The following is a 26,622-nucleotide window of genomic DNA, read 5'->3' on the forward strand; positions in this document are numbered from 1 at the left end:
CAGCCTTGCTGCCTGTCCTGTACCGCTCCCGTACACCTCCCTATCCGCGTAGGTTTTGTGGTGACTTCGTTGCCGGCCATCGACGAAAATAACAGCCGCAACAGAGCGGGCAGGTCTCCTGACTTACGTCTCATCGCTTTTTCCGCAGCCTTCCCATCGACTTGGCAACAGTGGCGTTCGCGATACGGAAAAAACTCCTCGCTTACAGTGGCGGGACCGTGCCGGACTTTCACCGGCTTCCCTTTTAAGCCGATTCCGCCTTCAACGGATATCAGCACCTGCTCTATATGATATGAAATTATTATAGAAAACATTTGCTAGGAAACAGTGTAATGATAGCATGTTTCTCCCACGCATGTCTACCTTACAGTTGCGTTGGGGAAGCGGCTTCGTCGTTGTTCTGCCATTGGATAGAAGCAATGTAAATGCATGTATGTGAGTACAGCGGGGACTCTTGGTAAGGGGGCTCGTGGGGAGACGTGAGTGAGCATTTGCGATTCGGAACCTTGATGTTCGCATCATGTTCGTATTAACACTACGAATTCACCGAGAAGTTTCAAAAGATTGATGATAAGCTCGAGAAAGTAGACGACGAGTTCCGCAAGGTTCATACCCGCTTCGATCACAATGAACGCATGATCGGTCAATTGATTCATATGTTGACGAACAGAACAAAGCAAATAAAGAGATTCGAGCCGAGCAAAATACCCTTGAGCATAGCGTAGACATTCTTAATCGCCGCTAGCTTAAAATAACCAAGGTACCTCTAAACCACATGTTTCCGGTTCGAGGTACCTTTTATCATAGTAAAACAAAAAATCCCTACCAGCCGAAGCCAGTAGGGACCGGTGAACATATTTCGTTATACATCCGATTTGTTACGAAACCTGCCCGGATGCCTTCCGAAGCTCATTTGCGAGCCAATGAATATAATCCGCCTGTTGTTGATGAGCGGAGGCAGTGCTCGTGTCTCCTTGTTGTTCCGCCTCGCAGCGTTTTGCCTCGGACTCCTTCCAAGCCGGACTCATCCATGTATCGATAATTGTATTGGCCACTCCTGCATCCAGCATCACTTCTGTTACCTCCTTATCGTACTGTTCAAGCGAATAGCCCGCGATCAAACGGTTTAACTTTTTAGAGTAATCCGGGTCGGTGGCATAGCCGCAAACGCGCAGCATCTCCGTCTGTTCCTGCGGCGTCTGGGCACTTCGTACACGATCGTACCGACTCCACTGAAAAAGTAAATCCTGATCGCGGAAACAATCTTCGAGGCAGTCATAGGCTCGCCAATGGGCTTGCACACCATCTACTCGGACGCCGTCATATACTTCCCACGTCTTGGTGCTTACCGATTTTCCTTTCCAAAATTCATTGGGCCGGCCGCTGCCAACTTTATAACCGACAAGATTGTTCCATTCGTGGATCTTTCCGCCCGTTTCCAGCAAAGCCTGGGCGATCCGAACCGAAGGGAAGATCGGAGAACCTTCCCTTTTCAGTTCCACAGCGACAGGCGCAACCGCAGCGATAAATTGCTCCCGTGTCAATGACGCTCCTCCTTTCCTTTGATCGCAGATATCACATTGCTCAACGGCCCAAGAGGCACCCCGAGCTTCCCGCCATTTTCGACGATGCTTAGAAACTCAATGACGCTGTACGCGATAACGACACCGTCCCCGATGACGCCGTTTGAGTTAAGGACCGATAGTTCGATCATGTACACGCAGCCGACAAGAATGATGATATAGGTTTTTCTGAGCAAGCCATTCGTTCCGGTACGGCTGCTGAGCTCTTTCCTGACGTATCCAGCCATAAGCCCCGTTGCATAATCCAATAGCATTAGTCCCAGCAGGACGGTAAAAGCCAATCCAAATCCTCCGACGACCCATGAGATGAAGCTGCCAATGACGCCGAAACCCGTTTTGACAATCGCGGATTTGTCCATGTATTCCTCCTTTCAGCCCAAATAAGGCGTCAAAATAGCCCCGATGGGATCGGGGCTAACCTTGAATAGTGATTCAAAACGAAGGTGCGGATCTGCATGCGTTTTTAGAGCATGTTATATCATACTTGTTGACTATTATGAATGCCTGAAAGTCATAGCCGCTGGTTTTTCCTACTCGGAGCCACATAATTAATTCATAATTTTTTCTCAGCCCTTCGTACCACACACGGATAGTTAGGCGCTATTGCCGGGACGGTTTCTGTTCCGATTCCAGGCGTAGTATAGTTCACGCAGGTAAGCTACATATTCGATCAATATTCTACTTTCATGACATTCTTCTTCTCCTATTCAGTAAGGTCGAGCCGTGGCTTCTTCCAGTGGCTGCGTTATAGCCCGTCAGTACGTCGTGATTATCGTCTAAAGCGGAAGCTAATAAGGCGTTTTTCTTGTCACCTTGCTCCGCTTCTTCAAGAGCCGGTAGACTGAATAGAGGCTATTAGTTTCTACTGTTGTTAGCATAACGTCCACAATAAACCAGAAGATATCAAGTAGCAACGCCTCATTTGTGCTTCCCCATTGTTTAATTTTCGGCTAAAAATGAAATGTTATCGAGCGAGACATAGCCGTTACTTCCGATAGCGACGGATACATACCCCATCCAATCTACGTCGACACGACCAGGTTTGAATTGTCCGCCCTCATCTGTACATGCCGCAATTATTAAGGTGTAGGCAGGGCGGTAACCAGACGGGAGCCTGAAAACCGCCTTCCCAATAGCACCTCCTCGAATTAGCCCGCGGATATGGACGACGCCTGTGCTGTCCTTATAATAGCCGACTAAACTAAAAGCGTTCTCGTAATTTTCCCATCCATTTAGCAACGACGGAGTGATCCAGCGCATTTGTTGACGTAGTGCAAACGCATTTTCAATCGATCCTACACGCGCAGCCATGCCAGAATGCTCTGCCACAAGCGTATCGACCACAGACTTGACGTTCGCAGGACTATGCGCTGAAGCATATACAATGCTTGGTGTTAAGGCCCACTTGTCTATCGTCTCGTAAGTGACCGAGTAGACGTTGGCCGGATCATAAAGCAGTGATGGTATGGATGCCCATACTTTTCCGTGCGCGTGGTCCGCGTCTAGCTCTTCTCTGATCTGCCAGGATCCGTCTACTAGGCCGTTCTTATAGATTTCAAAAAAACGCAACGCGGTCCACCCAAGGCGTGAATCCCCGATGTACGTATTGTTAAAACGATAAACTCCTGGGTCACCGAGCAGTGGTCGGACCCTCTCCCGAGTCAATGCACCCTCTCCGAATAAAATGCGGTTTAGTCCCTCGTGTAATGTTACGCTTCCCTCATAGCGAACTTCTTCATAGGCGGCATTGGCCAACTGGTATATCAGAAGATGCGGACGATATCCCGGTGCTGGCTCGGTTGGTACTGTAAGCTTCGTGTACTCATTACCGCCAACAGGTGCCCAAACTGCTCCCGGTGACCATTTTGCATACCAACGCTTATTGTCGTACTTATCAGAACCGTCCCATACGTTGCCCGCCATGTCTCGCAATTGCCAACCGTAAAAGTATGCCTTTATCTCTTCCTTAGACGGCTTATATTGACCGCCCCATCCGCTTATCGAGTCAGCCACGGAAAGGAGAACGGAGTTTCTATTGATGTCGCTTGAATCCAATACAACAAACTGTCCCGCGACGGGTGCTATCCCCTGCTTACCACGCTCCATTGATCCGCCGTCTGGATCGATCAGATAACCGGCATCCCTCATCGGGGGGGCGAGGAAATTGTTATCAGTACGTAGCCAGGTGTACCCCGTATATCGTTCCTCGCTTCTCCAGTTCAGATCTCCTGTCAGTGACGTGGTGTTGATACGTATATTTTTCCGAAATTTTCCGTTTGTAAAATGAAGCGAGTCATATACCGAGCCATCTACGTTAGATGCCAACCTTACACCTCCGAATATGATACGCTCCGTCTTATTTTCATCTGTGAATGGAAGCTTCTCGGCCCCAACGTTAAGCATTGGGTTCGAGAAAGTAAATTTGCCCGTAACATTGTTCTCCACGCCTACGTTAATTACAATCCGAACAGCGTTCAGCGGCACGGTGAACGTTTTACAAAATATATGTTGCCCATTTGATGACGCGTATGGCGGTCCATGCAAACTCGGCTGCAATAGCACCCCATCGATATCATACGGAAGTATTTGATAATACGCACCGACGTTCGGATTACCAGCGATATTCTCGACGTCGACATCGACGGAGAACGTGTATACCTCGCCCGGCTTGGCACGAAAACCGAACGATCTGGCTGCGTAACCTGTCACAGGCTTGGTAAACGTAAGTTTATAGCCATCCGATTGTATGTTACCGACAGTATATCCTACAGAAAGGTTCCATTGCTCGAACGGTGGCAATACGTTCTTGCCGTATTTCTCGACATATGGGCCGTAGAGCGATTTCGCATCATCTACATAAGGCCAGCGGGCAGCAACTTGTTCCGGTGTCATACTGTCGATTTCGTCGAATTCGGCAGCGCTGATTTCGTATATAGCAATCTCATCCATATATGCCGTTTGCCCGGCAGACGTAGCGCGTGGAGATATTAAGCCTTGTACTCCTGTTACATCAATAGACGGACGAAATTTCTTGTATAGGAAGACCCACTTGCCTTGGATTGACGTTTCCACCCACTGCGCCGTATTTCCATAGTATAACCGTGTAGTCGGACAAGTTTCGTTATAAACCCACCCTCGCAGTAGATACGACTTGTCTTTTTGCAACTTTATTGCCATGGCGGTCCCCGCCACGGATTCACCTGTTGCATCAGTAGCCGTCACCTTGGCGCTAAAGTATCCAGATAGCTTTTTCGTCGAGTCTAGCGCAACAGTAGCTTTGTACGATGCGATACGCGATGCAACTTCGCAACCGCCATCTCGTCCTAGCAGATTAATCAACATGCGGCCACGAATGCGGATATCGGTCAGTGGCGCAACAGTTTTACTATCGATGATCTGCACACCTGCGTTAAGTACGATTTCCTGTGGCTGAGAACTAGTTAGACATTCTGTATAAACATCTTTTATTCCCTGCTCAATGCGGTTCAAGTCACTTTCTGTGACAGTCTCATCAAACTGCCAATTCGTTTTTGCGTTATAGGCCATCTCTAGGCCTCCTCACTATTTAAGATTCGTTTAACCCTAGGGCTTGTCCCTCTTCCGCACTAAGTTATTTAAGTAAACGCTTGTAGATCGACACTAGCTGTTGATGCTTGTTCTTCATCTTTTCGGTAAAAGTCAGATTTTTTTCTGTAGCTGCAGATTGAATTGAATGGGTACGGACAGAGTTAGGTTCTTCTGAAGTTAGTCCTTCAATCCACAAATTTAACTCTTGTAGATTTTTGTATATGATATTCCTATTTTTGCTATAAATTTCTGGATCCAGCAGTTTGTTGTACAGCTCCCAGGCATTGAAATCAAATTTAGGCTTATACAATCCTGAAGGAACGGCAATAGCAATAATGTAACCGGTTATCTCTGGTGACGGTTGTTGTAACTCTTCAGTACTTTCTGTTATCTGATGTGGCTTGAACATAGGAAAAACGCCTGTCACATCATCCGCGACAAGCGTTACTTCTGTCATATAACCGTCTGCATCAACAATGATTGCTTCTTTCATCTTACTCCTCCTTTATTGCTCTGCTAAAAAAGAAATACCATCCAAAGAAATATATTGTTTACAATTAATCGATCCGATTTTTACAGCTCCATCGGCTTCTATGTGGAGCGAGCAAATGCCTGTAGAAGATCCATCAAATGTAAAAAGGGCCAAATTAGTCCGGTTTTTAGGACGATACAAAGCAGGAAGGTAGAACAGAACCGTGAAAGTTGAAGTTGATCCGCCTCGTATTACTCCTGAGAGATGTACACTCCCAAATTGGTCCTTATAATAACCCGGGTTGGAATAACCGCTTCCTTCACTTACCCACCCATTCAACAACGTCGGTGTGATCCATTGCCCCTGTACTTTTTGGGCTTTCGTATTCTCCAATAAGCTAACCCGCGCCAGCAGATCGGCCTGATTTGCTGCCAACATGTCAACGACGGTTTTCACATTACCGGCATATTCACCTTGAATGGCTAGAACATTGCAGGTCAGAGCGTATTGATCAAGAGCAAGATAAGTAACAGTATAAACTGCTAATGGGTCATATCCTCCCTTATCGCCTACGTTCATTAACCAATCTCCGTTTGCTTGTAATCCTGTCATATCGCCCTTCTGAGCAATAATGTAATCATTCGTTGTTTTTTCATTTTTATAGAGGGTTAAATATTTCTCTACACGATTTTTTAGCACAGCGGGATAACCCGCCGCATTTATATTGTACTTCCGGCTTCCGCCGTCATAAGCAGGAGTCGTTCCCTCGCGAACAATCATCCCGTTACCAACTTCGACCTGATTCAGTCCCTCGCGAAACGTTACCCCGCCTTCTGCGGCGATTTCTTCGACCACTGGGGTGGCAAGTTGGTACTGAAATTTGTAGGGCTTGTAACCGTAGTTGCGAGCCATCGTTGTTGGCAAGGTTTGCGATGTATCAATTGACGACCCCGGATATGCCTGTCCTATTTGCACCCAAGCCTTATTTAAATTATCAGACCTGTTGTACGGAATGTTATTTGCTTTTTCCCATTCAAACATACGCCAACCATTAACATATGCCTTTATTTCTTCTTTCGAGGGTTTATACGAATCACCCCAGCCGCTATCTACATTGGAAACAGATATATAAAAGTTATCAGACTCCCAAGGACGGTAAAGCCACTGGTCCGCTTCAGTTATATTATCGGCTGATGCACCTGTCATAATTTTACCGTCGTATTTTACAGCGACTTTGAAATCGTTAAAGTTATGAGGTGGCACTTTGCAAACGATAAGTTTATATCCAGACACTCCATTTGAAATGTCCCATGTAGACAAATTACCATCTAAATTTATTGTCTTAAGCCTCGCATTCTTCCACATCTTCCCGTCTCTCTGAAATAACGTATCGCAGATCGTTCCTCCTATATTAGATGCTAGTTGGGTGTTGGGGAAGAACAGGTAGTCATCTTGACGAGGTTTGAACGTTTTTGATACTGATCCAAGGGAAAGCATCGGATATTCTAAGTTACCGGACTTCGACTTATCATTTGCCTTTATCACATACGCTAACTTGGTATGCGGACCACAGTTGAATGTAAACGAATTATTAGTTGTATACCCACGAATCAAAGTAGTGTAGTCTGTTGTGGATATTCCATGATACATATTCGTTAGTTTGTCAACCGAAAGGGAATAGTTTGTATTAGGGATACATTGAAACTCAAAAGCAGCGAAGTCGCCATCGCCACCTGAGTAAAAAGTGATTTTATACGAATCAGAAGGTACCGCTTTAGACCCTGATGTAATTCTAGTCCACTCCGTAAACGGCGGCAGCAGATTTTCCCCGTACTTGATAACATAAGGCGAGTAAATGCTTTTCATATCATCAACGTACGACCATTTCGCGGAAATCTGTTCCGGCGTCATGCTGTCGATAGCGCTGTACTCAGCTTGCGTAATTTCGTAAATTCGGACACCGTCAAAAAATGCGTATTGATCAATAGCACCATTTACAAGTAAGCTGACATTGACAGTTGTATCGGAGGCGGGATTCACTTTCCGGTAAGCTATGCTGAACTTCGTCTTATCCGACACCGTATTCGATTGCCCAAAAGAATCCAAGCTTATAAATGCCAGGGAGGCATTTCCATTCTTTATATCTGCTACAACAAGGTAATATTTCCCTGCCTTAAATGTTTGACCCGTTCGAACAATGCCTCCCGAGGTCGAAGTAATGCTCACCTTGAGCGATTGTAACCCGTAAGCTTTGTTTGCCGTATCAAACACTGTGGTAGATTGAAAATTACTCCACCCGGTCGGGTTGCTTTCAAAATTCCCATCCCGTCCCAGCAAATTCACCAGCGTCCGGCCCTTGATGCAAACATTCTCCAGCGGCGCCGTCCGCTTCGCATCCACAACCTGCAAACCATATCTCAAATTCACCTGTTCAGGGGGTGGACTTGTCATACTATTCTCATACGCATCCTTTAGCCCCTGCTCGATCCGGTTCATGTCCTGCTCGGTCACCGTATCATCAAGCTGCCAGTTCGTCTTGGCCTCGTACGCCATCCCTACACCTCCTTCACGGTCACCGTATGCCTGATCACCGTATCACTCGTAATCGGCACATACGCTTCGTTAGAACTTACCACTTGCCCTTTATTGCTTTTGAGCTCAATCAAAGTCACCTCAGCCACCGATCCGGCAGGAATCATATACTCCAGCTCCACGATACTAGCTTCCACTTTTTTGATCCGGAACGTATCGATCTCGTAACTCCCGTTCAGGACTACCTTAGCAATTTGCGTATTCGTAAATTGAGCCAGCTCGCTCAAAAACGTCGTAGGAATCATTTTACCTGTACCTCCTTGCCACGATTGGCGAATGGGGTGCTGCCCAGCTTCCACGTCGTAGAAAGCCGGGTCATCCGGGTAAGCGGCGTTTTCCAAATGTGCTCCTCCAGCCCGACGCGGTCGGCCAGAGAAGTCGCCTGGTTGTATACAAGGTTCGCCGGCTTAACGATTTGGACCGTATGCTCGATCTCCTTGAAATACGCCGCATCGGGTACACCCATCGTAATTTTCAAAATAAAATTTTGCCCGTCCACTTCCACCTTCGCCACGCCCTGCCCGATGAGGGAATCCAACCGGCTTTGCAGGTAGCGGACGGTAAATGGCGGACGTGTAGAATAACGGTTAATCAGCCGGTTGCGCCGGAACTCCAGCGTCTCCGCTGCCGAATCCGCGCGGATGCCGACCATGTCCTCCCGCCGTTTGATCACCCATTCCTGCGCCGTCGTGACGAACTGGTTATCCAAAAACTGCCGGACCGCTTGGGCTATCGCCTCGATTTCCTCGTCCTCGGTCCGGGTCAGCTCCTTCATTTCCTTGATGTCGTGAAAATGCTCCGGCAAATAGTCCATCAGCTTAGGCATGCAGCTTCACCTGCCCCATCTGCGGGATTTTCTCCGTGGACAAAGTAATGTTCGCCGTCTCGCCATTCAGGCGGGTACCCTTCACGTCGTTCACCCCGGATACGGTCAAAATCCTTGCGTCGATCTGGCTGATCCGGACGATCAGCTGCGATTCCTCCGCCCAGGTTTGCCGCAAGCCGAGCAAATAGGACGAAATCGCGGCCTCAATCTCCCCCTGCACCTGCCCCACGGTCACACCGGAAGCAAGCGTAACCGTCGTCTCCACGTCGATCTTTACGTGTTGAACGCCATCAATCGTGACCGTATGGCCCATCGGAGCCAGTCCCCAGCCTTTGCCCTGGTTCACCGTAGGGTCAATGGCCGTCTGGACCTCTTCGATCAAAGCGGCGGACGGCGGATTAAAATCGCTGCCCAACAAAGTACATTTGACCGTCCCGCCTCCCTGCCACGCCGGGAAGATTTTAACGCCGCCAACGCCGGGAATATTGCCGATCTTTTGTTTGTAATCCGCCACGTTGCCCCCGAACGGCTTCTCCTTCTGCCCTTGGAAAAACCGCTTCCGAAGTGCCTCGTCTGTCTCCTCGTCCTCTCCCGGGACAAGGACGTCAGCCAATTCAGCGCGGACAAGTCCGGCGATATAATCGATGGGCAGCAGCGTGCCGAAATAATGGTTTCCCGTGACGCCGGCCGTTTCGCATTCCAGCTCGAACACGCCAGCCGCAATGCGGCGAACAACCGCATACCGCAGATCCCCGGCACCGAACCGGCTGCCGACAGGCACATCCGCCAGTGCGTCGGCATTCCCGTAAAATAGCCCCTTGCGGCGCGCTTTGCTGGCCTTTTCACGTTCAACGCCGAATTCGGCCGTACGCCGTTCCAAAAATTCACCGCTCGACGTATCCGCAAGCGAAAGGTTCAGATTCGTATCCAGCTGAAAATACATCTCCGTCAGCTCCAAAGCCGCCGGCGCAAGGGCGTCATAGATGATGCTGCCCTCCCGCTTGTCCACGTCTGCCGGCACACGGGAAAGCATCCGGTTCAAAATCGTTTGAAACGTCTGATGTTCATACACCCGCTCCCACCCCTTTCGTCATCTCAAAACTGCCGTATTGCGATACGACGGTGAACGAAGCCGAAGCTTCGTCCCCCATAACCGTGATCCGCATGTCCTGCACATCCCTGATCCGGTCATCCTGCATAAGCGCCGCCCGGATGCGCCGATAAAGCTCCGCCTGCACAAAAGCGGGCTCTCGTCCAAGCAATCCGGCGAACTCGCGGCCATAATTGCCACTATAGATCAAATGCTCAAAACGCTCCGTCTCCAAAATGAGCTGCGCAGCCTGCTTGACCGCGTCCAATCCGTCGGTCATACCGACGATCCGGTTCGTCGCATTATCCAACCGGTAAGTCCGGCTGGGAAGCTGCGTAACTTCCACGTTCCGGTTGTTTCCCAGCACACCGCCTTGCGGAATCATGCCGTCACCACCCGATCTACAACGACGTACTGCTCCCCGCCCTGCATGCGAAGCAAAATGACAGTGTTACCCGCTTTCAGGCCTTCCCGGATGACGATCTCCTGTCCCCCCATCGTTACCCGATAGTCCGTCAGTTGCTCCGGAACAATTAAAAAATCCTCTGTCAGCGTAAACCGTTGGTCAATGGTTACACTCAGAGGACTTTCGCTTGCTACCGTTCCATACAATACGGATACCGGATTGCCCGCCTCGACGGCATCGAGACCGGCTTGCTTGATAAGATTTAAAAGTCCCATTCCTACCTCTCCCCAATGCGAATGTCGATTAATTCCAAGCTCATCGTATGCTCGACACTGCCGTCAAATTTATGCGTACATTCGTTGACCAAAAAGCGTTGGTTCAATCCCAGCTCTTCCATGTTAATGGAAACGTAGCAGCCGGCCCGCACGCGGATATCCCCAAGAGCGTCGATCGAAAACGACCTTTGCTCACGGTTTTTCAGTTGAATCAGATTGTCCAGCATTTCTTTGACTTTTTCGACGCTTACCTTTTCGTCGACGGTCTGATAATGCTGAAGCAGCCCCCATTTGGCGATGGTTCGGCTGTCTTGAACAATGTATAGCTCTCTCTTTCCGGATTCTTTATTGTCCCGGACGATCTTGATCTTGTTGCTGGCGTTCTCGAGCGACCGTTTTTGCTTGTAATCGTAAACAAGGCTCGTGTCTCCAAGTGAAAAATTCAAAGCCATGGTCTCAACATCGCGAAGCGTCAACTCTCCGAAATCGTCAAAGAGGACGTAAATTTTTTTCGTGGCGATTAACGTCTTGTCAAGCGCTTTGAAAATGATATCAAGCAGCTTCGTGTTGTTTTCGCTAAGCCCCGGGATGACGTGCTTTGTATCGTCCAGCTTCCCAAGCTTCAATCCAAAATCTTTGCCGATGCGTTCCACCACTTGCGTTGCCGTTACATTCGAGAGCACGTAAGAGTCATTTGCAAGCAAATAACGCATTTGATCGTAGGCCGTAATCTGTACGGTTTCCTCTCTCCCGCTCTCAATGGAGAAAATATAGCCGTAAAACACATTGCGGCCGTCTTGTCTGACCCGAACAATGTCGCCGAGGTTGTACTTGAATTCTTTCGCTTCGTAGAAACCGCCCTTAATCAAGGTCATTTCAAGACTTGAAGCTTGCCCGACTCGGGCGGTTTTAAATGTCGCTTCAGAGACGATCCCCGAAAGGTCCCATAAGAAACCGTCCTTGTTATCGATTTCGATCTGGAGCATGACGGTCCCCCTTTACTTTGGCGGCAGTTTCAGTACCGTGCCGTTTCGGATACCTTCCACTTCCGAATCCGAAATCCCATTAAACTCTTGGATTTCGCGGGCACGCGCACTGTCGCCGTAGTACTTTGTAGATATTTTCGTAAGACTGTCCCCGTCTTGGAAGATGTGCGTCTCCGGCATGACCCCTTCGTTCGGGCGGTCAGGCTGCTGCTGAACGAGAACGGTCTCCCCTTTGGCGTTCACAACGGGCTGAACATTTCTGGCGGAGTAAAAGACGTATTCCTTAAGCGACAGCGAATATTCGATATCGCCTGGGGAACCGGCAACTTCCTTCCATTCGAACTTTTCGATCGAAGCCGGAAAGTTAAGGTCTCGATCGCTGGCGTTATCCAGTTTGCCGTCTTCGCGACCGCGTCGAACAATATACATAAAACGAATGGGATGCTTGGTTTCCATCCATTTACGAATATCTTTAACGTATTTCATCGGGTCATGAATTCCATCTCTAAGATACAGATACTTCGGATTCGGAGTCAGCTCCGGAATTCCCTGTACAATAAACGGATAGTTGTGCGATTTTGAGGGAAAAAAGCTGCTGAAGCTGACCGTTTTCAGCCTCGGGCTCTGAATGACATTAATTTCGCCCGCACGCGTCTCCTCTGTCCCCCCGCCTTTGCCAACAATGTTGTACGTCTTCCCTTGACCTTCTTCCGAAATTTCGATCGATTCCGGGTTGACCGGCAGCCTCCAACCTTCAGCCTGATTATTAAAGCTCAAATAAATAAAATAATGGTCTTCCATCACGCGTACACCCCTTGAGCGGAATTTGCGATTTCACGCGACATCACTTCTTCGATGCGCCGGATCATTTCGTTCGCATCGGTCGGTTGGTGAATATCCCCTGTGGTCACCTGTACGGTTGGTGTCAGCGTTACAAAGTTTTGGATGCTTTGAATTTCAGCCAAGTCCCGCATGACCTCCAAGTCCTCGCTAGAGATATCGACCGTATTGTTGATTTCACCGATCGAGTTCACGTGGTTAATGTTAGGAAGCTGGGCACCGGGTTGTTTGGCTGAAGGGGCGTTTTTGCCTTTCCAAAGGTTACTCATGTCCTCAACCTTGCCTCCACCGAAATTCATAGCGTTTGCTGCAAAGTTTTGCCCCTCGCTGAAGGCTTGGGTTAGATCCTTTTGTTCCCATCGGAGATTCGATAAATCTACCGTGCCTGTCTTTGGTTCCGGTTTAAGGTTGTCAACCCATTCGCTTTCGAATTTACCGATAAGAGAAAATTTACTGCCGGTAATTGTATTAACTTTCTCAATTAACCAGTTTAACCCTGTAATAGCCGCATTGATAAAAGTGGTTAAATTTTCAGACACGCTTTTTAACAAATCGTAAAAAAGTTTCTTAAAAGCATATCCCGGCTCATTCCAAACGTTGGCGAAAAACTCGGCAACGGCAATTATGACATTCCAAAACAAAGCAATTTGGTTATAAATGGCAGCGAAAAGACTGAAAAATAATCCTGCAACAAAACCAACGACTTGACCGGTGGATACTCCAAATTGATTCAGTATTTCCATAAGCAATACGAGCACTCCGATTATTAAGAACACAGGCCATAAAGCAGAAAACCATTGAATTAACCAAATACCTGCGAGAACCAAGAGAACGATACCAAGAGCAAGCAATACATTTTGTACAAGACCAAGATGATCCAAAATAAAGCGGGCAAAAACGGCAACCCCTTGAGCGATAGCATTGAGTCCGGCTTGCAAACCGTCGAAAAAGGGCTGGAATTTTCCGGATTCAAAAGCTTCATTAATTAATGTAATCACAGGAAGCAGCGCCGTTAAAGCCGCTTGACCCGTTTCAGTCAGGGCGTTTTTGAAGTTGTTCATCATCGTCCCTACTTGATTCACGGGACTTTTGGAAATTTTATCATAGGCGGCCTGCCCCATATTGTTCTTTTCGAGGAGTTTGTCCAAGGCCGTAATAGCTCCGCCAACATCGCCCTTTTCCAAAAGCTTGTCCAACTTGAGATCTTTCACTTGATTTTTGTCCATCCCAAACCGTTTGGCTATAGAATCCATCGAAGCCGTATCTCCGCTAAACACGTCTTTTACGGCTTCTCCGTTTGCTTTAAGTCCCTTTTTCTCCGGATCGAATATAGCCAGACGCTGAGCAATGTTGTTCAGTTTGCTGATCTGATCCGAGTTCTGAGCAACAGACATGAACGACAAGGAGTTGGACAAATACTCATTTGCATCTTCCCCGGCAGTCAATGCTTCTTTCTTGAACTTTTCAAACATGGCCGTGCCTACTTTATCATTGCCAGACTTGGCAATGAACATATCTTTTTGGTTTTGCTGCTCCATCGCACTGCCGACGGTTGCTTGATATATTTTCTCTGGATCAATCATAGAACCTGCCTTGGCTCCGAGTTTAGAAAATGATTCCTTGAATTTCGGCGCCAGCGCTTTGATGCCCTGACCGAGCGCTTTGAAACTCTGACCAAGGGCATGGAGACCACTTCTTATCTTTGCCTCTATAAGTCCAGCGACTAAAGTGGCCTGAAAAATAGGCTTACTTGTAATTACACGCAAAAGCCCCTTTTCGAGCGATTTCATAGTCGATCTTAGAAAGCTCGGAATCTGTGTAACAGCCGCGGAACCTACTCTAGAAATAGTATCGTTAGCCATAAAAGCTAATCGATACATTCCCTGCCCGATTGCATTGATTCCGCTTCTCACTTTTACCTCAATGAGACCCGCTATAACTAAAGGCCTAAAGACAGGCTTGCTCGTGATTACATGCACTAATCCTTTTTCAAGCGACCGTCCAAACGCCGTTGCCGTACGTTCAAAAATTTTGAGACCAAAATTCACATCCCTACCTCCTTTCTACAACCTAAAAAGAAGCGCCTCCTAAGAGACGCTCATCATAACCCTTTTTTAGCGCGGGCGCGCTTTTCCTTTTCCACCCGTACGTCGATCATGGCGTAGATCGCGGCCCTTTCGTGCCGCGACATCGCCATGAGATCTTGCGGTAAAATGTGAAGCTCGTGGAGGGCATAGTAGGCGTAATTCGCCTCGCCTGCGCCCTCGTTGATCAGTTTTTTACTTCGTCAACCAGCTCGTTCATATCCTTGTCGAAGCCGTTGAGCTCCTGCACCTTTTGAAGCAGGTTCGCGTACTCCCCGGGGAGCAGCATTTTGCGCAGCAGCGACTCGGCGCCGAGCACACCGTACGATTGCTGCAATTCCGCATCCTTGAGGTTCGGGAAAACGACGCTGTTCACGGCCAGCTTGGCAATATACTCGTTCTGGTCGATTTCGGTGGTGTAGCTGCCGCCTTTGCCTTTGATACGCTTCGTGACGGCTTTGCGCACCGCTTCGTTTTCCTCCTCCGTCATGCTGCGGAGACGCCAAGGCACCGGAACGCCCTCTCGGTCCTTGAACCGTTCGGAAATAATGACTTCCTCAATTGTGTTGGCTTCTGCATTTTGGGCAAAAAATACGCTTAAATCGCTCATGAATGATGTCCTCCTGTTAATGTGATTAGTTCATGGAAGGGGCTTTGAAACGATCTTTAATTTCAATACCGTCGAAGGTGAAGGAAATTTCCTCCTCCAACGTATCGCTTCCGGTATCGAGAGACGCCATAATGACGCTGTCCAGGTTGACATTTTTAATAATAACGGTTTGCATTCCAACGGAAGAGGAAGGGTCCTCGTTCGTTACCGTAATATCGAAATAAGTATCCTTACCGTTGACCATATATTCATTCATCATCTCACGGAAAAGCGTGGTGATATAGTAAATCGTCATGCTGCCGGTGCCCTTCCAGCCTTTTGCCTTGCTTTGCGTTCCCCGACGGCCGAGCGCCTTAATTTCGGCCTTTTCTTTCTCGACCTTGGCTTCCAGCTTTTTAACGTAGAACATTTCTTCTTTATTATTATTAATCGTTGCGTAAGCACGGCCTTCCTGACCGCTAATCGTATCGCGAGCGTGTAACACTTTTTGTTCTGCCATGTTACTTCACCGTCACTTTCATGTAGATTTTTTCGATCGAATCCACCGGCTGGACGTGCAACTCCACATACACGCTGTCCGCGTCCTGGCCTTGAATGACATTCACATCGGTTTGCGAATTGAAATTTTGGATGGCTGCATTCGCCTGCAGCGTTCTCAGGTAAGTGACCACCTCGTTCCACAGCAAATTGCGCCCGTCATGGTCGTTGCTCACCTTACCGATATAGAACGTCTCGAAAATCCGCTTAATATCGTTGGCGATGCCGTCGAGCACGCGGATCACGCGGTTTTTGGAGAATGCTTTGCCCTTGGTCGGCAGGAAGCTTTTGAACGTATTCAGGTCCTGCTCGATAATGGCACGGCCTTTGTTTTGCACAAAAACAACCTCGCCGCTGCGCAGGGCGGATTCGATTTGGGAGTTCGTGTAGCGGATGTCCACGTCCACCGCATCGTCGTACGCTTGGTACGTCAGCGATTGGTTCACCTGCGCCCCGGCCGTAGCCGCAGCTACCCATACCGTCGCTTTCACCGCATCCAGAACGGTGCCGTCCGTCAGCACGACGCCATTTTTGACGCTGATGATGCCTTCGAAATCGGCTGCCGGATAGTTTTCCAGCACGGCTTGCACCTTCTTGCCTTCGGTTTCTCGAAGCCGTTTCACGAATGCCGTGTAGACGGATTTCAACGTAGCGTCGCCGAATGCGAGCGCCATCGTTTGGAAATCGAACACTTCGATCGCCCCGAGGTAGTCGGTATGGTCCTGGTTCGTCACGGTGCCGTCAGCACCACCGGTGAGCGCAGCGCCCGCCGTTGCCGTCAAGTCGCCCGTGCCGCTAAAGACGACCCAATCGTTCGCCTTCAGCCCGGCGATATTGGCCACCGTCTGGGAATCGACGGCTTGACCGGCCAGCAGCGTCTTCACGTCGAATTTCGTATTGTCGTCGATATTCGCTTGAACGACGACGGACAAATCGTTGCCGCGCACGCCGCCGTGCTTGGCCGTTACCTTCAGCGCGCCGACCGTTGCGGCGGCCTTCGTCCCTGCATTCAAACGGTACAGCAGCACCGTTTGGGCGCGTTTCAAAGCCTCGCGAACCAGCAGCAGCTGAGGCGCTGCGATATCGTAGCCGAGCAGCGTTTTCACATCGTCTCCTGCGCTGATGGTCAGCACCTTTTTCGCTTCGCCCCAGCCGAGCGGCAGCGCCATCGTCATAATCCCGCGATCGCCGGCTGCACCCGCCGGTTTTCCTTCACCTACGAAATTGATGTACACCCCTGGGCGTACTTTGTTTTGAGTTGTCCATGTTCCGCCTGCCATCTATTCCACCGCCTTTTTCAAATATTGTTCGATTTGTTGTTTGACCTCATCGGTCGTATACGTTTCCTCATCTTGAAGCAGAGCGTTCAGCAAATCTTTTTGCTGCGCCGTAAACAGCTTCGACTCCAAAAACTGCTGCTTCGTAAAAGCCGGCAAGCTCTCCTGAGCCACAGTCGTCTCTTCCTTCATGGCTGCCACTTTCGACGTCCCTTTTTTAATCATGTCGGATATGTTCCTCCTGTACTAAATTTCGCATCGTAGGCACGGCCTCTTTCGGCCGCATCACATGAACCTCGAAGCTCACGTAAAAATGAAGCACGTTGTCCGCCAACGTGTAACGCATGCCTGAGCTGCGGTACGTATGACCTTCCCACGGGATCAGCTCAAGCCGCTCGTACAATGTATCCCGGACCATCTCGCAATCGCGAATCAACTGCGGACTGCCCGGAACCGGAAAGTAGGCGATGTCGAACGTCCCCGTCCGGATATACCGGCGGTTCATTACGTGCTTTTGCGCACCTTCCGTTTGCCGAACAAAAAAAGCAGGCTTCGTGAAGCCCTGCTCGACTTGTTCCGTATAGACGCTCGCGGCCGGAAACAATTCCTTGAGTCGTTTCGCAATCCCCTGCTTAATTTCTTCCACGTTCACCACCCCGATAGAAGCCGGATAAAGCTTCATGAATTGCCGCAGCTTGCGTTTCCGACTGGCAGCGGCTCACACCTCAAAGGGTGCTCCGGAAATCGCCTGCTCGAACTGTACCATCCAGTTTGCGCAACCGCTCCATATCCTCCCTCCCCCCTAAAGCCTAATCTTGTGCGGCGGAGCGAATGCAAAAAGAGCCGCATCGCTGCGACTCTTTCGTTCGTGTTCCCCTTAGCACAATTATCTTACATTAACATCATAGCACGGGAAAACCGCACTTCGTTACAAAGGTTGTCCATGGTTATTCCAACGCTTTTTCAGCGAAATTCCGATGAAATTCCATCGGCTCCCCCGAATCACCTCAGCCTCCAGCCTCGATACGTTCTACCTCCGCATACAGCTCCCCGGCGGCATTCCGCACTTCCTCACGCACCGAATCGCAAAGCCGGCGAATCTCTTCCTTATATAGAAGCAAAATTTGCGCCGTATAATAAACAAAGCTGTAAAAAGCTTGATCGGAGACGGGATCGTCCTCCCAACGCTCCTCATCTTCCTCCTCGTCTACCGGCCAAAGCTCGCTTTCATGAAGCAGATCGGTGATAGACGAGAACGGTTCCATATCGACAACATGACCAAGCGTATCCGCGCACGCAACCGCAATGGGCTGACACATCTTCAGGATCGCGACAACAATCGCATTCAAACGCTCACGCTCCTGCTCGCTTAATTCCTGCTTCATGGAATCGTTCGCAACTCCACCAAGCATCCGCATCGCAAAAATGACGCCGAACGGCGTAGCGTGCCACAGCGTGCTTTGATGCTCAAGCTCCTCGGCCAATCGCCCGGCGGCATTGTCCATCGCCTCCATATCTCCGTGAGCCATCGCATGAAACCATTGCGGGACCGCCGCTGCCCGTCCGTAGGAAGAGATTAGCCGCTGCCACGGAATGTCTTCCATTTTAACGTTTTTGATGAATGCCGAATCCTGCTGAAGCATCGGTTTCTCCCCATTTCCTCTTTATTGAAAATTAGCTTCATTATAGCACAAGCGAATCCTGCAGAACTAACTGGTCAAGCAGACCCATAAACGCAAAAAAGAGCCGCAGCCCGCTGCGACTCTAGCTAATCAATATTCCGTATTCCTTCAACGCTTTGCGTCTCCATCCATAGAAAGTGGATAAGGAGATGCCCAGATCGCAAGCGATGTCATGCGGCTCGTTTCCATCCACATACAATAACTTGAGCACTTGCGCGTATTCGTGCTTAAAATCGTCCAGAGCGTCCATGGCTTGCTCCATCTGCTCTTTTTGCCGTCCTAGCTCCTCCAGCTCGCTTACCCGCGCCAATATCCCCTGATAACCGTCCGACGTACCCAGTTGCCCTTCCAATAGCGCTTTGATTTTCGTCTCCGTGCTTCGAAGCGCTTCTTGGTCTGCACCGGATGCCGCCAGCTTCCACCATTGCCGGTGCAGGTCTTGCAGCTTACCGTCCTGGAAAATAGTGCCGAGCCGCATCCCGCCGCTGACAGGATACTTCTCAAGCATCTTGATGCGTCCGACAAGCCGTTTATATCCGCGAAGCTGATCTATAGCCATTTTTTCGTAGTTTTGTTCGAGATTAAGCATCATCATTCCGGTTTGTTCCCCTCTCGTCACTCTCTGGAAGTATGTCCGATCGAACTTACAGCTTAAACTTGCAGTACCGTTCATCCGAGCTTTTCCGCCGCGTAGAGCAGCTCGTCAAAATATTTCGTCGGAACGTCCGGCAGCCGTTCGGCGTCGTAGTGCCGGAGGAGCGCCCGAATTTCACCTTGACGTCCGGCTTGAACGAGCCCGGCAAACTTCGTCCGGATCATCTCCAACGTTACCGGTTTACGCGGTTTCCAAGGCTCTGCTTGTCCGCTGTAAACCTGTTCCGCCTTGTTGTTCTTCGCCGTCGGTGCGGTAACTTGCCGCCGTTCTCTTACAAGGTTAGCCGGTTGAGCGTCGTTTGCAGATTCGAGGTTTTGGACGGGATTCGTCATATTCGAGGCGCCTCCATTCGTTAGCATATCGTTCGTTTTACGAAACTAAGAATAAGCTATTAGCTTCAAAATGACAACCAGTCAATTTAATCATATAGGTTAATTATCGCATAAAAACATCCAATAAACAAACTATTTGCTTAATCATTCTCCCATTTTCTTCATTTTCAGTTTTCCAAAGCTTGATTATTAAGCTAAAAGCTGATATAATGGAAACAAGTGTTCTTCTATTAAAAAGCCAGTTCAGAAAAGGTGACATGTCTTATGGGGAATCGGGTGCGGGACATTCGAAAAGCAAGGAATATGGCGGGGACCGTTGTCGCCGAGCTGTTGAACATTACGCCTCAATATTATTACGAGATCGAAAGGGGAAAAAAACGGCTGAGCGCCGATATGGCCGGTAAGCTCGCCGCCCATTTTCAAGTGACGACGGATTACCTTCTGGGCTTGTCCGACGAGCCTTCACCGAACGTATCGGCCATGGAGGAGAAGCGGGACGCGTCTCCCTTAACACCCAAAGAAGAGAAGGACATCGCCCGGGATCTTGAGCGAATGCTCAGCGATCTCGAGTCCGATGAAGCACTTGCCTTTCATGGCGAAACCTTGGATGAGGAGAGTAAAGAATTGCTGCGAATATCGCTAGAGAACTCCATGCGACTTGCCAAGCAGTTAGCGAAACAGAAGTTTACCCCGAACAAATATCGAAAATAAAATCGGTACGGGGGTAGATAAGCAGATGCGAAATTCGAAACAAGCAGCCTTGCAACTGATTAAAAAGTACGGAACGAACAACCCTTTTAAAATCGCATCTCAGAAAAACATCCATGTTCTCTTTGAGCCGCTCGGCAATGTTCTCGGCTACTTCAGCACGTACAAACGAATCCGCTTCATCCATATTAACCAAGGCCTAGATAAATCCGGCCAGCGCTTTACGTGCGCGCACGAGCTCGGGCACGTGCTCCTTCACCCCAAAGTGAATACGCCCTTCCTTCGCAGGAACACACTCGTTTCGATCGACCGGATCGAGAGCGAAGCCAATCAGTTCGCCGTCGAGCTGCTGATGCCCGACGAGCTCATCCTGGGCGGCATGACGATCTACGAAGCGGCGGCAGCAAGCGGCGTGCCGCAAGAAGTAGCGCATTTAAAGAGTCTCCCGAAGCGGCAGCGCAGTATCTGGAAAAGCGAAGATACATATTTCACCATCTAACAACGTAAGTAAAACACAGAGCCGGTGCTCCTGAATGCGGGAAACACCGGCTTTTTTATAGAAAGCTCATAACGGTACTCCTCATAGAAAAATAGACCGCCCCCCACGAGAGAGAACGGTCTATTTCTTGCCTGCTTACTGTGTTATCAGCTCGAACCCGCAATCCACTTCCAAAAATAAAGCCATTTCGTACATCGCCGCAAGTCGCTGCCGATCGTATGTATCCTTGGACATGCTCAGTCGGTCGCATACTTGCATATCCGTCGGCGTATTTTGCCGCATATACCGTGTTTCGATGATCGACCGCTGCTTGTCCGGCAGCAGGCTCAGCGCGATTTCCACGGAATCGCACACATAACTGCGGTGCATTTGCTCGTTTACGTTGTACACCGCGATCTGTGCGGTCGGATCGCTTACCGCATTCGTCGCCCCGTGGTACCGCGGATCGTAACTGGCGGTAACCCGGGCTTCGCGTCGTTCGAAGCTGTTGTATTTGTAGCTCCGGTACAGAGCCAGCCGTTCTTCCATGGCTGCGCGGACGGCTTTTTTTTGCGCAAGCGTGAGCGTATCGTTCATAGCGACCACCTTTCGATTCACCCGAATGGATATTCTTGCAGCGGACAAGCAACCGCGGGCTGCTGTTCACCGTTTCTTGTTTTGTGTTAGTAACATTATCACACTTTCTTGCTATTAGCAATAATATTTTAGATAATATTTACTAATAACAAGTAAAAGTGTATAATAGAAGAACAAGAAAGGATGTGCGCGGATGAACGTTCAGCAGTTCGGAGCCTATTTAAAAAGCTTGAGGGAAGCCAAAGGGCTGACGCTTACTCAATTGGGCGATCGGATCGGTTACTCGAACCCTTATTTGTCCCAGATCGAAACGGGCAAGAAAAAAAACATGCCCTCGCCCGAGCTGCTGGAGAAGCTAGTCGAACCGCTGGGTGTCGAGTATGCCGACCTGATGGCAGCCGCCGGCTATCGGAAGCTTGCCGACACCCACAAGTATCGGCAGGCGTTTCAAGATCTGCTCGATATTCTCGGTATTGACCTCGATGGGATCGTTCAAGCCCTTGCCGTCATTCCCCGGGCGGCCATCAAACGATTGGAACAGGAATATCGCCCGTTCTTCGGCGATGATTTCGAGATCACGCCGGACACGCTGCAAACTTTGCTTCAGCAAGATCCGCCAAAGGTCGAAATTTACAAGCTGATCGGCCAATTGGAAAGCATGGCGGAGCAATTCCGAACGATAGGAGCGGACGCAGAAAAAACCGATACCCAGACGCTCGACCATCTGTACGATATCGGCAAATCGCTTCAATATATTGACGGCCTCCAATATAACGGCCACCTGCTCACCGATCAAGACCGGCAGCGCATTCTCGGGATGCTCAAGCTGCTGTTCCCGCAATACGAGCAGCAGTCCAACGATTGAGAAATGGAGTTACTGGTGTTCGCGCTCCAACAAAGCCCCTTTTTTCCGAAGCTGCAGCTGCACGAACCCGTACGCAGCTGAAATGAGTAGCACGCAGCCGGAGGCGATATAAACCAAACGAACGCCGATAACGTCTGTTACGATTCCGATCACCGCAATAGAGAGCATCGTGATGAGCTGGACCAAGGTAGACCGGGCGGCCGCCACTTTAAGCAAGGTATGCTCGTCCGAGCTATTTTGAACCATCGACTCTTGCGCCAGATCGCGGATTTGATAAGCCGGCCCCATCAACAGGACAAGCAGCAGCGCCAGCATGCTGTTCGATACCAACCCATACAGCAGTGTCAGCACACCGAACAGAGTCGCTCCCAGCAGCATACTTACGGTCAGCTTTCCCTGCATCCGGCGGGAAAGCCGAAGGACGATCAACCCGCCGACGATGGTACCCAAATAGTAACCGCCGTTAATGTATCCCCACCAGGCTTCACCTTCGTGCAAAGCCTCTTTGACAAAAGTTAACGTGACGGCTCCGATCCAGATCGTGCCGACCCAAGATTCGATTAGATCCATGATGACAAGGACACGCAGTCCTTCATGCCTGTAAAGAATTTTCCAGCCTGCCGTTAATCCAGCCACGAATCCTTGTTCGGTTCGAAGCCCTGCCGGTTCATGCTTCTTCCCGTGCCGCTTCAACAGAAACATGCATCCGATCGATACGACGAGCAGAGCAAAAGTAATCCCAAGCGCAGCGCCTTGGCCCAAAACCGACAACAGCACGCCACCCAAAGTCCACCCGGCAAATTGGAACGTTTGATCCACCGTCGACAGCAAGCCGATCGCTCTCACCCGTTCCTTCTCTTGTACGACGGCCCGGAGTAACGAGCTTTTCACAGGCGAGAACCAGCCATTGAAAAAAGAAATGATCGCGAGTAGCCCCATAGTGACAATCAAGCTCAAGGCCGAAACGTCCTGCGTCAGCATCAGCGCAAGAAACAGGAGAATTACCAGCTGCGTCGTTTGCGAAAAGATCAGCAGCGCGGGAAGCCGAAACCGGTCGGCAAACGACGGCAAAACGACACCGCTGACCATTCGCGAAATGGCGCTGATTAGCGTTACGGCAGCGGACAAAGCCGTCGAACCGGTCTGCGCGTACAAATGCATGACCACAACCATCGTATAAAGCGCAAAGCCAAGATTGGTTGCCGTTTGGCTGACCAATAAAGCGTAAAATGAACGGTTCAAGCGCAATCCCCCGTAGAGTAAATATACTTTTTATATTTTTATGTATGTTAAGTTTGCAGGATTTATTATAAATGCGCCGGCTTGAGGAAGCAATTGTTTTCTGAAGATACATTGAAGAAACCCGATCGACGACGATCTACGCAACAGGGTTGTAGGGCGGAGGGACCCGGAGGACGCTTATAGGCTGCTTAAGGCATTGGAGCCGGGTTTATTTGGATCGCAAGAAACAATTAAGTTGTCGGAGTTACATCCGGGGCAATATATCAACTACAACGGTGAGGTCATTACAAAAGAGCAGGCAGAAAAGATCGTCGCTTGAGGAGAGCGTCCGGTACTGTACACGGTATTGTCGCGCAGTCTTTCTTCAGTCGAGGTACCATTCGCCAGTCCAAGGATCTTGCACCCAGCGGGCATGATGGTAAAAATGATGCCCGTGCATCTCATGATGATGGTGCGGATAGTGGTGCCGATGGAACGGATTGAAGCCGTGTAGATTGAAGCTTTGAGGATGCGTTAAATCGAGATATTGGTGATAATGCTGTCCGTAATGCGGCCAATAAGGCTGAGTTTGATAGTGCGGAGAAGGCTGACCTGAAGGGCCGTGACCGTACCACCAAGGATAACGATACGGACGGATGTGTTCGAACTCCTCTGCGGTTTCGATTATCGTCTCTTGAGACATTTTGATTTCTCCTCTCTGACTAGAACATACTCCACCATATGTCAGAGAGGAGGAATTGGGCACTTATCCATCTAAAAAAATGGGCTTAAAGAGGACTTATCCCTCCTACTAAACAATAAAAAAAGCGAATAACTTATCAAAATTTGAAGTCGTTCGCTTGTTAAGTTTAAATTCAAACATTCGCGCTATCTTGAGGAAATTGTCACCGATATTCTGCCGAACTAATACATCAAAGCGAACTATTGCATCTACGACTTGCAAAGAGTGTACTGTCAAATTCAATCACTCAGAAGCAAACTTAATCAACATAACAAAAAAACACACAGCCAAAGCGTTCAATAAGTTCGATCCGAAAGCGAGTGGCACCAGTTTGGCACCAACATCAGAAAATGAGGTAAATTAACAACATATAAAAATAGCGAAAACCCTTGATATTCAAGGGTTTTTCTTATAAGCGGGTGATGGGAATCGAACCCACGCCACCAGCTTGGGAAGCTGGAGTTCTACCATTGAACTACACCCGCGCGAAAAGGGATTGCGCTTATTTATTATAAGCGTTCCCTCTCGTTTTGTCCAGTCTCGGCCCCTACTTAATCTCCCCGATCTGATCGAACGGGTAATAACGGAACAGCGCTTTCCCGACAAGCTTGCTTTTGTCCACGAACGGCGTCGGCCACAGGTGGGAATCCATGCTGTCGTTGCGGTTGTCGCCAAGGAACAAATATTTCCCTTCCGGTACTTGAACCGGGCCGAATTGGTATTTCATCGGCTCCTTCACATAAGGCTCGTCCACCTTCTCGCCATTGCGATACAGCGCGCCGTCCTTCACTTCAATCGTATCGCCTGGCAAGCCGATAAGCCGTTTAATGTAGCGCTTGTCCTCTTCTCCCTTGAGCGGCGGATAAAAGACAACGATATCGCCGAACTTAAAATCGGTCAGCGCGACCATCTTTTCCACAAACACTTTATCGTCGAGCTGAATGGTCGGCAGCATCGAACCGGTCGGCACCTTCATCCCCTGCGCCACGTATGTGTTGAACGAAAAGCTGATGATCACAGCCAAGCCAAGCGGCGCTACCCATTCCTTCGCCCATCGCATCATTCGGTTCAAGAGCTTCTCCCTCGCCTTCTCAACGTCGTTTCTCTTAACTATACCGGATACAGAGGAAAAGAGTATTAAAATAACCTTAAAATTAGAAACCACCGACCGTTGGTCGTACATTTGAAGCAAGCTAACGAATTAGGTACAATCAGGGAGAAGCGCAACATCATTCGCTTGAGGAGGGATTATCGATGAAATACCGGAAGTTGGGCAAAACAAATATGAAGGTGTCCGTCATCGGGGTCGGCACATGGCAGTTCGGCGGCGAATGGGGCAAGCCGTTTACCCAGGAGGAAGCGGATGCGATTCTGGACGAAGCCAAAGCGTGCGGCATCAACCTGATCGATACCGCGGAATGCTACGGAGACCATACGTCCGAATCGCTCATCGGAAGCTACATCTCCCGGGGCCGACGCGAAGACTGGGTCATTGCCACCAAGTTCGGGCATAAATTTCACGCCCATCTGGACCGGAGTCAGGAATGGTCGCCGCAAGCAGTGCTGGCACAGCTCGATGCCTCGCTCAAAGCGCTCCGGACGGACTACATAGATCTTTATCAGTTTCATTCGGGCACAGACGAAGCCTTCGATCAGAACGAGCTGTGGACCTTGCTGGATAAACAAGTACAGGCGGGAAAAATACGGCATCTCGGCACGTCCATCGGCAGCAACGACAACCTCCATCAGACAGACGCATCCGAACGCGTGAACTCGAAGGTGATTCAAGTCGTTTACAACCGGCTCGACCGCAAACCCGAGGAGCGGGTCTTCCCGTCCTGCGAGCGCCAAGGACTTGGCGTGCTGGCGCGCGTGCCGCTGGCCAGCGGCTACCTGAGCGGCAAATACAATCCCGGCGCCTCGTTCGCGGAGAACGACGTCCGCCATCGGCACGACCCGGAGCAAACGCGGTTGAAGCTTGAGGAAGTTAAGCGCATCCGCGAGCATGAAGTGCCGGAGGGGATGGATATGGCGACGTGGGCGCTGGCTTGGTGCCTGAAGCACCCTGCGGTCAGCGCGGTGATCCCGGGCTGCAAAAGCCGCCAGCAGGTCATCGCCAACGCCGCTGCTGCGAGGTATGTCGGCGACGGTCACCCGCAGACTTGGCAAGAAACGAACGCCTAATAAGCACCCGAGT

Annotated in this window: 29 protein-coding genes, 1 tRNA gene and 1 riboswitch; of the genes, 4 read left to right on the forward strand and 26 right to left on the reverse strand. The window is 49.7% G+C overall.

What is annotated here, in order from left to right; genetic code table 11:
• Positions 1-90: 90 nt before the first annotated feature.
• Positions 91-297, reverse strand: a riboswitch (cobalamin riboswitch).
• A 581-nt stretch (positions 298-878) separates the two neighbouring features.
• The 21 genes from QMG93_RS20540 to QMG93_RS20640 form a co-directional block, all read right to left on the reverse strand.
• Positions 879-1,544: a glycoside hydrolase family 73 protein gene (locus QMG93_RS20540; RefSeq protein ID WP_281939688.1), complete on the reverse strand. Its 666-nt coding sequence runs from the start codon at positions 1,542-1,544 to the stop codon at positions 879-881.
• Positions 1,541-1,942, reverse strand: coding sequence for a holin family protein (locus QMG93_RS20545; RefSeq protein ID WP_281939690.1), 402 nt, complete (start codon positions 1,940-1,942; stop codon positions 1,541-1,543). The genes QMG93_RS20540 and QMG93_RS20545 overlap by 4 nt, the downstream gene beginning before the upstream one ends.
• A gap of 580 nt (positions 1,943-2,522) precedes the next feature.
• Positions 2,523-5,129, reverse strand: a complete 2,607-nt coding sequence (locus QMG93_RS20550) for a hypothetical protein (protein WP_281939692.1) — start codon at positions 5,127-5,129, stop codon at positions 2,523-2,525.
• 64 nt (positions 5,130-5,193) lie between these two features.
• On the reverse strand, positions 5,194-5,643 hold the full coding sequence (locus QMG93_RS20555) for a hypothetical protein (RefSeq protein ID WP_281939694.1): 450 nt from the start codon (positions 5,641-5,643) through the stop codon (positions 5,194-5,196).
• 12 nt (positions 5,644-5,655) lie between these two features.
• Positions 5,656-8,175, reverse strand: a complete 2,520-nt coding sequence (locus QMG93_RS20560) for a hypothetical protein (protein ID WP_281939695.1) — start codon at positions 8,173-8,175, stop codon at positions 5,656-5,658.
• A 2-nt stretch (positions 8,176-8,177) separates the two neighbouring features.
• Positions 8,178-8,459, reverse strand: a complete 282-nt coding sequence (locus tag QMG93_RS20565; protein WP_281939697.1) for a ketopantoate hydroxymethyltransferase — start codon at positions 8,457-8,459, stop codon at positions 8,178-8,180.
• Positions 8,456-9,040 (reverse strand): putative phage tail protein, encoded by a 585-nt coding sequence (locus tag QMG93_RS20570; protein ID WP_281939699.1) that lies wholly within the window; start codon positions 9,038-9,040, stop codon positions 8,456-8,458. The genes QMG93_RS20565 and QMG93_RS20570 overlap by 4 nt, the downstream gene beginning before the upstream one ends.
• Entirely contained in the window at positions 9,033-10,112 is a 1,080-nt protein-coding gene (locus tag QMG93_RS20575) for a baseplate J/gp47 family protein (RefSeq protein ID WP_281939700.1), read from the reverse strand. The genes QMG93_RS20570 and QMG93_RS20575 overlap by 8 nt, the downstream gene beginning before the upstream one ends.
• Positions 10,105-10,515: a DUF2634 domain-containing protein gene (locus QMG93_RS20580; protein ID WP_281939701.1), complete on the reverse strand. Its 411-nt coding sequence runs from the start codon at positions 10,513-10,515 to the stop codon at positions 10,105-10,107. The genes QMG93_RS20575 and QMG93_RS20580 overlap by 8 nt, the downstream gene beginning before the upstream one ends.
• Positions 10,512-10,811 (reverse strand): DUF2577 domain-containing protein, encoded by a 300-nt coding sequence (locus QMG93_RS20585; protein ID WP_281939703.1) that lies wholly within the window; start codon positions 10,809-10,811, stop codon positions 10,512-10,514. The genes QMG93_RS20580 and QMG93_RS20585 overlap by 4 nt, the downstream gene beginning before the upstream one ends.
• Before the next feature lie 2 nt (positions 10,812-10,813).
• Positions 10,814-11,797 (reverse strand): hypothetical protein, encoded by a 984-nt coding sequence (locus tag QMG93_RS20590; protein ID WP_281939705.1) that lies wholly within the window; start codon positions 11,795-11,797, stop codon positions 10,814-10,816.
• 12 nt (positions 11,798-11,809) lie between these two features.
• Positions 11,810-12,598 (reverse strand): LysM peptidoglycan-binding domain-containing protein, encoded by a 789-nt coding sequence (locus QMG93_RS20595; RefSeq protein ID WP_281939707.1) that lies wholly within the window; start codon positions 12,596-12,598, stop codon positions 11,810-11,812.
• Positions 12,598-14,685, reverse strand: a complete 2,088-nt coding sequence (locus QMG93_RS20600; protein ID WP_281939709.1) for a hypothetical protein — start codon at positions 14,683-14,685, stop codon at positions 12,598-12,600. The genes QMG93_RS20595 and QMG93_RS20600 overlap by 1 nt, the downstream gene beginning before the upstream one ends.
• A 223-nt stretch (positions 14,686-14,908) precedes the next feature.
• On the reverse strand, positions 14,909-15,331 hold the full coding sequence (locus tag QMG93_RS20605; RefSeq protein ID WP_281939710.1) for a phage tail assembly chaperone: 423 nt from the start codon (positions 15,329-15,331) through the stop codon (positions 14,909-14,911).
• Between the two features lie 25 nt (positions 15,332-15,356).
• Positions 15,357-15,830 (reverse strand): phage tail tube protein, encoded by a 474-nt coding sequence (locus QMG93_RS20610; RefSeq protein WP_281939712.1) that lies wholly within the window; start codon positions 15,828-15,830, stop codon positions 15,357-15,359.
• 1 nt (position 15,831) lies between these two features.
• On the reverse strand, positions 15,832-17,148 hold the full coding sequence (locus tag QMG93_RS20615) for a phage tail sheath family protein (RefSeq protein ID WP_281939714.1): 1,317 nt from the start codon (positions 17,146-17,148) through the stop codon (positions 15,832-15,834).
• Positions 17,149-17,370, reverse strand: a complete 222-nt coding sequence (locus QMG93_RS20620; protein WP_281939716.1) for a hypothetical protein — start codon at positions 17,368-17,370, stop codon at positions 17,149-17,151.
• Positions 17,363-17,827, reverse strand: a complete 465-nt coding sequence (locus QMG93_RS20625; protein WP_281939719.1) for a DUF6838 family protein — start codon at positions 17,825-17,827, stop codon at positions 17,363-17,365. Before QMG93_RS20625 ends, QMG93_RS20620 begins: the two co-directional genes overlap by 8 nt.
• A 325-nt stretch (positions 17,828-18,152) precedes the next feature.
• Positions 18,153-18,788 (reverse strand): hypothetical protein, encoded by a 636-nt coding sequence (locus QMG93_RS20630; RefSeq protein WP_281939721.1) that lies wholly within the window; start codon positions 18,786-18,788, stop codon positions 18,153-18,155.
• A 121-nt stretch (positions 18,789-18,909) separates the two neighbouring features.
• A complete protein-coding gene (locus QMG93_RS20635; RefSeq protein WP_281939723.1) occupies positions 18,910-19,422 on the reverse strand; it encodes a DUF1492 domain-containing protein in 513 nt (170 codons plus the stop codon).
• Between the two features lie 74 nt (positions 19,423-19,496).
• A complete protein-coding gene (locus tag QMG93_RS20640) occupies positions 19,497-19,814 on the reverse strand; it encodes a hypothetical protein (RefSeq protein ID WP_281939724.1) in 318 nt (105 codons plus the stop codon).
• Positions 19,815-20,078: 264 nt separating this feature from the next.
• On the opposite strand from QMG93_RS20640, the gene QMG93_RS20645 reads away from it, so the two are divergent.
• Positions 20,079-20,525, forward strand: a complete 447-nt coding sequence (locus QMG93_RS20645) for a helix-turn-helix domain-containing protein (protein WP_054976472.1) — start codon at positions 20,079-20,081, stop codon at positions 20,523-20,525.
• Positions 20,526-20,550: 25 nt separating this feature from the next.
• The gene (locus QMG93_RS20650) at positions 20,551-21,021 is read left to right on the forward strand and encodes an ImmA/IrrE family metallo-endopeptidase (RefSeq protein ID WP_281939728.1); all 471 of its coding nucleotides are present in this window, start codon (positions 20,551-20,553) and stop codon (positions 21,019-21,021) included.
• A 135-nt stretch (positions 21,022-21,156) separates the two neighbouring features.
• On the opposite strand, the gene QMG93_RS20655 is transcribed toward QMG93_RS20650, so the two are convergent.
• The gene (locus QMG93_RS20655) at positions 21,157-21,597 is read right to left on the reverse strand and encodes an ArpU family phage packaging/lysis transcriptional regulator (RefSeq protein ID WP_281939730.1); all 441 of its coding nucleotides are present in this window, start codon (positions 21,595-21,597) and stop codon (positions 21,157-21,159) included.
• Between the two features lie 193 nt (positions 21,598-21,790).
• Here QMG93_RS20655 and QMG93_RS20660 point away from each other — a divergent pair, with 193 nt between their 5' ends.
• Positions 21,791-22,462: a helix-turn-helix domain-containing protein gene (locus QMG93_RS20660; protein ID WP_281939732.1), complete on the forward strand. Its 672-nt coding sequence runs from the start codon at positions 21,791-21,793 to the stop codon at positions 22,460-22,462.
• Positions 22,463-22,471: 9 nt separating this feature from the next.
• On the opposite strand, the gene QMG93_RS20665 is transcribed toward QMG93_RS20660, so the two are convergent.
• The 4 genes from QMG93_RS20665 to lepB all read right to left on the reverse strand — a co-directional run bounded on the left by QMG93_RS20665 (position 22,472) and on the right by lepB (position 25,488).
• Positions 22,472-23,704 (reverse strand): MFS transporter, encoded by a 1,233-nt coding sequence (locus QMG93_RS20665; RefSeq protein WP_281939734.1) that lies wholly within the window; start codon positions 23,702-23,704, stop codon positions 22,472-22,474.
• Between the two features lie 364 nt (positions 23,705-24,068).
• A complete protein-coding gene (locus QMG93_RS20670) occupies positions 24,069-24,386 on the reverse strand; it encodes a hypothetical protein (protein ID WP_281939736.1) in 318 nt (105 codons plus the stop codon).
• A 453-nt stretch (positions 24,387-24,839) separates the two neighbouring features.
• Positions 24,840-24,910, reverse strand: a tRNA-Gly gene (locus tag QMG93_RS20675).
• Positions 24,911-24,972: 62 nt separating this feature from the next.
• On the reverse strand, positions 24,973-25,488 hold the full coding sequence (gene lepB / locus QMG93_RS20680; protein ID WP_281939793.1) for a signal peptidase I: 516 nt from the start codon (positions 25,486-25,488) through the stop codon (positions 24,973-24,975).
• Positions 25,489-25,679: 191 nt separating this feature from the next.
• Between lepB and QMG93_RS20685 the strand changes: the two genes are divergently transcribed.
• Positions 25,680-26,609, forward strand: a complete 930-nt coding sequence (locus QMG93_RS20685) for an aldo/keto reductase (protein WP_281939737.1) — start codon at positions 25,680-25,682, stop codon at positions 26,607-26,609.
• The last annotated feature ends 13 nt before the right edge of the window (positions 26,610-26,622 follow it).

Source organism: Paenibacillus tyrphae (genome assembly GCF_027925525.1).
GTDB lineage: Bacteria > Bacillota > Bacilli > Paenibacillales > NBRC-103111 > Paenibacillus_G > Paenibacillus_G tyrfis_B.

Excerpts from the sequence above, each read along its gene's own strand:
- QMG93_RS20630 (WP_281939721.1), bottom strand. The coding sequence starts at position 18,788 with ATGCTTCAGCAGGATTCGGCATTCATCAAAAACGTTAAAATGGAAGAC.
- QMG93_RS20570 (WP_281939699.1), bottom strand. The coding sequence starts at position 9,040 with ATGCCTAAGCTGATGGACTATTTGCCGGAGCATTTTCACGACATCAAG.
- QMG93_RS20565 (WP_281939697.1), bottom strand. The coding sequence starts at position 8,459 with ATGATTCCTACGACGTTTTTGAGCGAGCTGGCTCAATTTACGAATACG.
- QMG93_RS20550 (WP_281939692.1), bottom strand. The coding sequence starts at position 5,129 with ATGGCCTATAACGCAAAAACGAATTGGCAGTTTGATGAGACTGTCACA.
- QMG93_RS20685 (WP_281939737.1), top strand. The coding sequence starts at position 25,680 with ATGAAATACCGGAAGTTGGGCAAAACAAATATGAAGGTGTCCGTCATC.
- QMG93_RS20670 (WP_281939736.1), bottom strand. The coding sequence starts at position 24,386 with ATGTCTCAAGAGACGATAATCGAAACCGCAGAGGAGTTCGAACACATC.
- QMG93_RS20585 (WP_281939703.1), bottom strand. The coding sequence starts at position 10,811 with ATGGGACTTTTAAATCTTATCAAGCAAGCCGGTCTCGATGCCGTCGAG.
- QMG93_RS20625 (WP_281939719.1), bottom strand. The coding sequence starts at position 17,827 with ATGAAGCTTTATCCGGCTTCTATCGGGGTGGTGAACGTGGAAGAAATT.
- QMG93_RS20610 (WP_281939712.1), bottom strand. The coding sequence starts at position 15,830 with ATGGCAGAACAAAAAGTGTTACACGCTCGCGATACGATTAGCGGTCAG.
- QMG93_RS20660 (WP_281939732.1), top strand. The coding sequence starts at position 21,791 with ATGAACGTTCAGCAGTTCGGAGCCTATTTAAAAAGCTTGAGGGAAGCC.
- QMG93_RS20590 (WP_281939705.1), bottom strand. The coding sequence starts at position 11,797 with ATGCTCCAGATCGAAATCGATAACAAGGACGGTTTCTTATGGGACCTT.
- QMG93_RS20605 (WP_281939710.1), bottom strand. The coding sequence starts at position 15,331 with ATGAGCGATTTAAGCGTATTTTTTGCCCAAAATGCAGAAGCCAACACA.
- QMG93_RS20580 (WP_281939701.1), bottom strand. The coding sequence starts at position 10,515 with ATGATTCCGCAAGGCGGTGTGCTGGGAAACAACCGGAACGTGGAAGTT.
- QMG93_RS20560 (WP_281939695.1), bottom strand. The coding sequence starts at position 8,175 with ATGGCGTACGAGGCCAAGACGAACTGGCAGCTTGATGATACGGTGACC.
- QMG93_RS20620 (WP_281939716.1), bottom strand. The coding sequence starts at position 17,370 with ATGATTAAAAAAGGGACGTCGAAAGTGGCAGCCATGAAGGAAGAGACG.
- QMG93_RS20645 (WP_054976472.1), top strand. The coding sequence starts at position 20,079 with ATGGGGAATCGGGTGCGGGACATTCGAAAAGCAAGGAATATGGCGGGG.
- lepB (WP_281939793.1), bottom strand. The coding sequence starts at position 25,488 with ATGATGCGATGGGCGAAGGAATGGGTAGCGCCGCTTGGCTTGGCTGTG.
- QMG93_RS20595 (WP_281939707.1), bottom strand. The coding sequence starts at position 12,598 with ATGGAAGACCATTATTTTATTTATTTGAGCTTTAATAATCAGGCTGAA.
- QMG93_RS20635 (WP_281939723.1), bottom strand. The coding sequence starts at position 19,422 with ATGATGATGCTTAATCTCGAACAAAACTACGAAAAAATGGCTATAGAT.
- QMG93_RS20545 (WP_281939690.1), bottom strand. The coding sequence starts at position 1,942 with ATGGACAAATCCGCGATTGTCAAAACGGGTTTCGGCGTCATTGGCAGC.
- QMG93_RS20555 (WP_281939694.1), bottom strand. The coding sequence starts at position 5,643 with ATGAAAGAAGCAATCATTGTTGATGCAGACGGTTATATGACAGAAGTA.
- QMG93_RS20655 (WP_281939730.1), bottom strand. The coding sequence starts at position 21,597 with ATGAACGATACGCTCACGCTTGCGCAAAAAAAAGCCGTCCGCGCAGCC.
- QMG93_RS20650 (WP_281939728.1), top strand. The coding sequence starts at position 20,551 with ATGCGAAATTCGAAACAAGCAGCCTTGCAACTGATTAAAAAGTACGGA.
- QMG93_RS20615 (WP_281939714.1), bottom strand. The coding sequence starts at position 17,148 with ATGGCAGGCGGAACATGGACAACTCAAAACAAAGTACGCCCAGGGGTG.
- QMG93_RS20640 (WP_281939724.1), bottom strand. The coding sequence starts at position 19,814 with ATGACGAATCCCGTCCAAAACCTCGAATCTGCAAACGACGCTCAACCG.